Source organism: Sporacetigenium mesophilum DSM 16796 (assembly GCF_059569055.1).
In genome coordinates this window covers 1-7459 of record NZ_JCANUR010000035.1, presented here as the reverse complement: position 1 = coordinate 7459, position 7459 = coordinate 1, and the positions used below count along the sequence as shown (strand labels likewise).

Annotated in this window: 9 protein-coding genes and 1 pseudogene; 8 read left to right on the top strand and 2 right to left on the bottom strand. The window is 29.5% G+C overall.

Features of this window, described 5'->3' with window-relative positions:
• From BS62_RS14960 to BS62_RS14945, 4 genes and pseudogenes are all read left to right on the top strand, one after another.
• Positions 1–426: pseudogene (locus tag BS62_RS14960) on the top strand (hydroxylamine reductase); the annotation flags it as partial.
• Between the two features lie 147 nt (positions 427–573).
• Positions 574–798: a hypothetical protein gene (locus BS62_RS14955; RefSeq protein WP_496492065.1), complete on the top strand. Its 225-nt coding sequence runs from the start codon at positions 574–576 to the stop codon at positions 796–798.
• 189 nt (positions 799–987) lie between these two features.
• Complete coding sequence (locus BS62_RS14950; protein WP_496492064.1) at positions 988–1758, top strand: type II toxin-antitoxin system HicA family toxin; 771 nt, start codon at positions 988–990, stop codon at positions 1756–1758.
• Positions 1759–1890: 132 nt separating this feature from the next.
• On the top strand, positions 1891–2919 hold the full coding sequence (locus BS62_RS14945) for a DUF362 domain-containing protein (protein WP_496492063.1): 1029 nt from the start codon (positions 1891–1893) through the stop codon (positions 2917–2919).
• 62 nt (positions 2920–2981) lie between these two features.
• On the opposite strand, the gene BS62_RS14940 is transcribed toward BS62_RS14945, so the two are convergent.
• Positions 2982–4133 (bottom strand): SLC13 family permease, encoded by a 1152-nt coding sequence (locus tag BS62_RS14940; RefSeq protein WP_496492062.1) that lies wholly within the window; start codon positions 4131–4133, stop codon positions 2982–2984.
• Between the two features lie 196 nt (positions 4134–4329).
• Positions 4330–4845 carry a hypothetical protein gene (locus BS62_RS14935; protein WP_496492061.1) on the bottom strand — a complete coding sequence of 172 codons (516 nt, stop codon included), beginning with the start codon at positions 4843–4845 and terminating at the stop codon, positions 4330–4332.
• Positions 4846–5170: 325 nt separating this feature from the next.
• Between BS62_RS14935 and BS62_RS14930 the strand changes: the two genes are divergently transcribed.
• The 4 genes from BS62_RS14930 to BS62_RS14915 form a co-directional block, all read left to right on the top strand.
• The gene (locus BS62_RS14930) at positions 5171–5644 is read left to right on the top strand and encodes a helix-turn-helix domain-containing protein (RefSeq protein WP_496492060.1); all 474 of its coding nucleotides are present in this window, start codon (positions 5171–5173) and stop codon (positions 5642–5644) included.
• A 44-nt stretch (positions 5645–5688) separates the two neighbouring features.
• Entirely contained in the window at positions 5689–6372 is a 684-nt protein-coding gene (locus BS62_RS14925; protein WP_496492059.1) for a formylglycine-generating enzyme family protein, read from the top strand.
• Between the two features lie 29 nt (positions 6373–6401).
• A complete protein-coding gene (locus BS62_RS14920; RefSeq protein ID WP_496492058.1) occupies positions 6402–6767 on the top strand; it encodes a DUF4180 domain-containing protein in 366 nt (121 codons plus the stop codon).
• Positions 6768–6920: 153 nt separating this feature from the next.
• Positions 6921–7459, top strand: a 539-nt coding sequence (locus BS62_RS14915; protein ID WP_496490851.1) for an anaerobic carbon-monoxide dehydrogenase catalytic subunit, incomplete at its 3' end; no start/stop codon positions are given.

Below are 7459 nucleotides of genomic sequence, written 5' to 3'. Positions count from 1 at the left end.
TTAGCAAGTTCATTACCAAAAGAAGCAGTAATACTTACTACTTCATGTGGTAAATTCAGATTTAATGATATAGATTTTGGAAATGTTCCAGGAACAGATATACCAAGATATATAGATTTAGGTCAATGTAACAACTCAGGATCAGCAGCTAAAATAGCTATAGCTTTAGCTGAAGCTTTTGAATGTGGCGTAAATGATTTACCATTAACAATAGTATTATCATGGTTTGAGCAAAAAGCTGTTGCAGTATTATTAGGATTATTCAGCTTAGGAGTTAAAAACATATACATCGGACCTTCAGCTCCGAAGTTCGTATCACCAGGAGTATTAGGAGTATTACAAGATGTATTTAACTTACAATTAATAAGTGGAGATGCTAAGGCAGATCTTCCAAAAATGTTAGGCGAAGTTGAGGCTAACGCATAATATTGTCCCCAATTACCCATGTAATTTTATATACAAAAGAGGCTACCGTTTTCGGTAGTCTTTTTTTGAGTAAAGCGAATTTTAGTTAGATTACAAAGAACCTTTATGGTCATAGGCACATATAATGTCCAAAGAGGAGGAATGACTATGAGATGGCAACAAAAAATTAAATATCTATTAGGTCAACCAATTGGAATATCATTTAAGGATGGTACAGGAACATCAGGGGTATTATGTAGTGCAGATGGCAAAAAACTTTATGTTATGGAGTATTTATATCACACACAATTTGCTCTAAAACAGTACGATTACTCTATGATTAATGACATTAATGGATTCCCCCCATGTAAAAACCAACAAGTATTATATTAAAATATTATCTATGATTTAATATAGTGGTTGAGATTAAGGCAGATAATTAAAGGAGGAAAAATTTTTCCTCCTTTTTAGTGATCAAAACTATTCTATCATTAGAATATTATCCAATAAATATAATTACTGAAATTTTCAGACATCTTACCCCATATAATATTAATACAACATTACAACAGGGGGAAGGATATGAGGGGAAATAGAGTATCAATAAAGAAACACTTAAATATAATAGAGCGTATTATTGAAAATGAACTAGAGTTATTACTTGATGGAGTCCACGATGAAATCCTACAAATTTTTAGGGGATATCTAGATGAAGTAAATACGAAAGTAACATATTTGATACAAAACCAGATTAAAGAATATAATGAGATAAAAAAAGTAAGGGAATGTATAGAAAATGTAAGTAAATTTATTATAGATGATGGGATGGAATTAATATCTAGATGTACATTTAATAGAATCAAAAAAAGCATAAAAGAAGGATATATACATAAAAAAAGGTGTGATGCATTATTAATATTAAAAATGATATGTAAAACTAGCGGAAATAAAAATGTAATTAATTTAGAGCACACTAAATTTAACAATAAAATAGATGATAAAATAGTAAAATATGTTGCAATGATTCGGCATGATGCGTTTAAGGTAATAGCAGACGAAATATTATATTATGGTGATCAGTTTAATCAATATGTAATGGAGATTAAGAAATATATAGAGGACAATGATGTTGAAGTAAAAAAGTCATATGAAAAAAGAGAAACATTAAAGATATTAGATTGTAGAGATATGGATAAGTATTTAAAAGAAATAGGTTGTGAGCCAGTAAGGCAAAGGGGTAGTCATAAGATGTATAGAATGAAAGGTAAAACTATACCAGTACCACAACATAGTAAGGGCTTAGGAAAAGGATTAAGTTATAAGATACAAAAACAAGCAAGACAAATATCATAGTAAATAAATATAATTATATTGCAAAATTTCTATTTTTTGGTTATTTTAATAATAGGCTTTTTTCATAGAGTATGGATTTTGAGAAAAAGTATTATAATATATGAGGAAAGCCTTGAAAGGACGGTGCAAAAATTGAGCAAAGTATATTTTATTAAGAATTCAGAATCTGATTATGGCAAGCTTGGAAAAGATGCGTTGGAGATATTAAAAAAGGTAGTTTCTGAAACTGGACACGCATTTGAAAAAGAGGTGCCTATAAAGGTTCATTTTGGTGAAAAAGGAAACAAAACCTTTATGCCTGCAACATGTTATGATGAAACTATAGGTTATTTAAAAGAAAACGGGGTAAATCCATCTTATATCGAAACAAATGTACTATATAGGGGATCAAGGACTACTACTGAAAGTCATATTCAAACAGCAAAAGCCCATGGTTTCACACAAATCCCTATTGTAATAGCAGACGGAGATATTGGAACAGAGTACAATGAAATAGAAATAAATAAAGAGTACATAAAAAAATGCAAAATAGGTAAGGGTTATGATAAATACAAGCAATTTATTGTTATGAGCCATTTCAAAGGACATGGAGCAGCTGGATTTGGTGGTGCTCTAAAACAACTTGCTATGGGCTTTGCTGCTAGAGGAGGAAAGCTAGAGCAACACTCTGGAATATCACCTGTAATAGACGCTGATAAATGTATTTCTTGTGGTATTTGTGAGAATAAATGTGACTTTGCTGCCATCCAAACTCCAGATACAGCAGTAATTGATCAAAGTAAGTGTATTGGTTGTGCTGGATGTATTGCCGTTTGTCCTCAAGGTGCAATTGAAAACACATGGGGAGGATCTAATTTCCTTGAGAAGCTTTCAGAGTACGCTTACGGGGCATCAAAGGACAAGGACATTATATACATTACATTCGTTCACAATATTACTGAGGAATGTGACTGCGCTGGTATGTTAATGAAACCAATTGCAGACAATATAGGTATTCTTGCATCAAAAGACCCTGTTGCATTAGATACTGCATGTCTTGACTTAGTTCAAAAAAATAGTAAACAAAAACTTTTTGAAAAAGGTAGAAAATCTCTTCAACATGGTCAAAAAATTGGTATGGGACGTATGGAGTATGATCTTGTTGAAATTAATGGCCATTAAAATTTATATATAATAAAGAAAAGGAGGATAATTAATTATCCTCCTTAAAATTTAAGCGAATTTTATATAACAAATAAGTATACCAAAGGAATTATAACAAGTAGACCTAAAACATTATAAAAAGTAAATACTTTAAGATATTTATTATTCAAACCTTCAAATTCATTAGTATAAATCTTATAAGAAATAACACTGGCAAGAGATGCTATTAAAGTACCCATGCCTCCAATATTTACACCAAGTAGCAATTCCTTAGTGTAATCTGTAAAATTTGATAAAAGCATAGTAGCAGGAACATTACTAATTACTTGGCTAGACACTATTGATGATATAAAAGTTGACTTTCCACTTCCCAAAACACCTTCCATAAAGATATTCACACTTTCTAATGTAGATATATTTCCTACAAATATAAAAAATCCTATAAATGTAAGTAATAAAGAAAAATCAATTTGTGCAAATAGTTTTTTATTTAAAAGTGAAACTACAATAACTGTAATAATAAAAGTAATTTTGTAATCCACTACATGAAAAACAGATAATAATATTATAAAAAATAGTATTGTAAATATAATAACATGATTTTTGTTTTTGATTTCAATGTCATCTAATCTAAGATTTAGATTCATTTTGTTATCCTTATATATTAAGAACAATAAAAATACTATAGATAACAAAAATACTGGCCCTGTTATTAAAAAGAAATCAATAGGGTTTAAATTATAAAATGAATATATAAATAAGTTCTGTGGATTACCCATAGGGGTAAAGCTACTTCCAAGATTAGCAGCAAGGGTTTGAAATATTACTATTTTCATAACATCAATATTTGCCTTCTTGGAAATTACTATAGTAAGTGGTACGAAGGTTATTAAAGCAACATCATTGGTAACTAACATAGAAGATACAAAAGTTATGAAAACTAATGATAGTGATATTGAAGTATAGGAGCTACACTTTTTTAATAAACCAACTGCAATACTATCCAAAACCTTAAGTTCCTTAAATTCTGCTACTATTATCATAAGATTAAATAATAATATAAGGACTTTAAAGTCAATATAAGATATCTTAGGTGTAGAAATAATACAACTACTAAGGGCTAATAATAATGATATAACTAATACAACTTCTTTCTTCAAAAACTCTAATAAAGGTTTTTTTCTTACAATTTCTTCTTGTAATGTTATTTGAATGTTAATATTTTCGTTCATATTTTTCTCCATTTCTGAAATTTACCATATAAGATTTTACATTATAATAGAGTGCATATCAATATATTTAATATAACTGTATATGGTATTAAATAGAATAGATATTTAGAAGTGTAGGAAATATAAAAATAAAAAAGGAATCACTTCAAAAACTCTAAAGTAACTCCTCATTGTAATGATTTATAATAGGATTTTTCTATTGCTGTGGAATAAGTTGTTTTATATCCTCAATGTGGTCTCTAGCATGATTTAAAGATTTAAATAGCTTAGTTGAAGCTTCGTATTCTTCTTCAGGTGTATCTGCATTTATATATTCCTTTAATTGAAAAAGAGTTAGATCATATACAGAGGCTATTATTATCTCAAATAATAAAGCTTGTGAATATGTTTCATTTAATTTAAGTGTTCTATAATCACTTTTCATATTATCAGAAAGATATCCTATTTCAGTTTGCAAAAACTCTATATCTTTTAAATAGTTATTTAATTCTTCTTTTGTTTTACCTTGCTTAGCAGTTACAATAGATTTAAATAAGAAATCTACTCTATTACCTATATTCGTAAGGTCCTTGTAAAGATAATTATAAACTTTTTGTGAACTAGCATCTTGAATTCTAATATATTCATTACTATATACTACATTGGTATTTAAAGAAAAAACTGAAGCACATAGAATGAATACAGATAAAAATGTACATAATAATTTTCTCATAGTTGTCTCTCCTTTAACTGTTTTAAGTTACATTATTATCTACTTGAGCTACAAAACCTTATATTTAATATGATTTACTAAGTTATGATAAAATATATCAATAGATATATTTTACTATAATATACATAAAGTTGTAAAAAACACCTATAAAGATAAAACCTACGAATAATATTTTGTAGGTTTATTTTTTGAATACAGGAAGAATCCAAGGTAATAAATATCAATAAACGGTAATAAAGTTAAATAAATTCCAATAAATCCATTGCTTAATGAAAGTAAATTTATTATAATAAATTTATAAAGTAAATATTAAGGGGTGGAAGTAATGGAAGAAAACTTTTATACAATAGATCAAATTGCAGAAATGTTAGGAATGCATCACAAAACTATTAGAAAGTTTATAACTGAAGGAAAACTTGGAGCAAGTAAAGTTGGAAAGCAGTGGAGAATATCAGGACATAACTTAAGTGTTTTCATGGAAAATAACAACGTTAAAATTAACAATAAAAAAGATGATGAAGAATTAAGTGTGGATTATACAACAGGAGAAGGGCCAGAGGATGCACAAAAGAAGATAAACGTATCAACTGTTGTTGATATAAATGAAGTTGATAAGGATGAGTATATGAGAATATCAAATACACTTGTAGCTGTGGCAAATTGCAAGGAACCTGGAATAGGGAAATCTACAGTTAATGTAAAATACGATGAAAAAGACAAAAGAGTAAGGGTGATTCTTTGGGGAAGTGTAAAATTCATAGAAAATATGTTAAGTACAATTACAATGTTAGTAGAGTAAATAAACACTCTCAAATTTGTAGCTCAGATTAGGCGGTGGGTTAAGTGACTAATGAAATAAATAGATATGTAGATGAAATGATGGTAGAGATTCCAGGAGGAACGATAGTATTGAATGACGATAGAAAAAAGCATAAATGGAAAGTGGATATAAAACCCTTTCTTCTATCTAAGTATCCTGTAACTCAAGATCTGTATTTTGAAATTACAAAAGAAGCCCCTTTTTCTTTTAAAGGAAACAAAAAACCAGCTGAGGGCATTTCGTGGAATAAAGCAATTTCTTTTTGTAATCTACTTTCTCAGAAAGAGGGATTAAAGGAGTGCTATTCTCTAAGTGATAACGGTGAAGATATTATCTGTGATTGGGAAGCTGATGGATATCGTCTACCAACTGAAGCAGAGTGGGAATTTGCATGTAGAGGTGGTAGTAATGAAGTTAGATATGGAGATATTGGCTATATTGCATGGTACAAAGAAAACTCAGGTGGCAAAACCCATGAAGTAGGAAAAAAAGAACCAAATCTATGGGGTCTTTATGACATGTTAGGGAATGTTTGGGAGTGGTGTTGGGATGTATATGATAAGGAAGTATATGGTTCCTATCGAGTTTTTCGTGGTGGTGGGTGGTGTGATCCTGAAAGGAGTTGTATGGCAATGAACCGTCGACGTAGCCACCCAACCTTTGGCATTGATGACCTTGGATTTCGCCTAGCAAAGTCTATTAAATAATAAGTGTATTTATGTAATGGAGGACAAATATGAATATAGATGTTATTAATAAAAACAATGTAGATATTGCCATTATTAGTAGTGATGATATATTGATAAATGATGTTCAGTCATCATTAGATCTTTTGGCAACAGTTAACTATGAAACCGGCTGTGATCGAATGGTTTTGAATAAAAGTGTAATAGTTGAAGACTTTTTCGACTTAAAAACAAAACTTGCAGGTGATATTTTGCAAAAGTATATTAACTACAAAATGAAAATTGCAATAGTAGGGGATTACTCTATGTACAATAGTAAGAGCCTGAATGATTTCATATATGAATGCAATAAAGGAAAGGATATATTTTTCTTATCAAATGAAAAAGAAGCTGTAGAAAAGTTAAGTGTTGTGTAAAGTCCTAGCAAACATGCTAGGGCTTATTTTTTGCAAAAATTAATAAGTTAAATATTTGTAACTTACGTTACAGAAAAACATAGTAAATTGATATATATTATAAACATAAGATGCGCCAAATTAAAAAAAGCGAAAACAGGGAGGAATTTAATAATGTTTGGATTATTTAAAAATAAAAAAGAAGAAACTACAAATACAACTGCTACACCAATAAAGGTAGAGCCAAACCCAATGTTCTGTTATCAATGTGAACAAACACCAGCTCAAGGATGTACTAAAGTTGGTATATGTGGTAAAAACCCAGATATAGCTAGTTTACAAGATATAATGATATTTGGTCTTAAAGGGGTTGCAGCATACGCTACTCATGCTAAAGAGTTAGGATACGTTGATGAAGAAGTTAACGCAATAACTCAAGAAGCTTTATATACAACACTTACAAACTCAAACTTCAATTTAGAAGAACATATAAACATGACATTAAAAGTTGGTACTGCAACGGTTAAAATAATGGATGTACTAGATAGAGCACATACTTCATATTTAGGAACACCAACACCTGTTACAATATCTCAAGATAAAGTAGAAGGTCACTGTATATTAGTTACAGGACATAACTTATATGCTCTTAAAGCATTATTAGAGCAAACAGAAGGAAAAGGAATAAACGTATATACTCACTCAGAAATGAT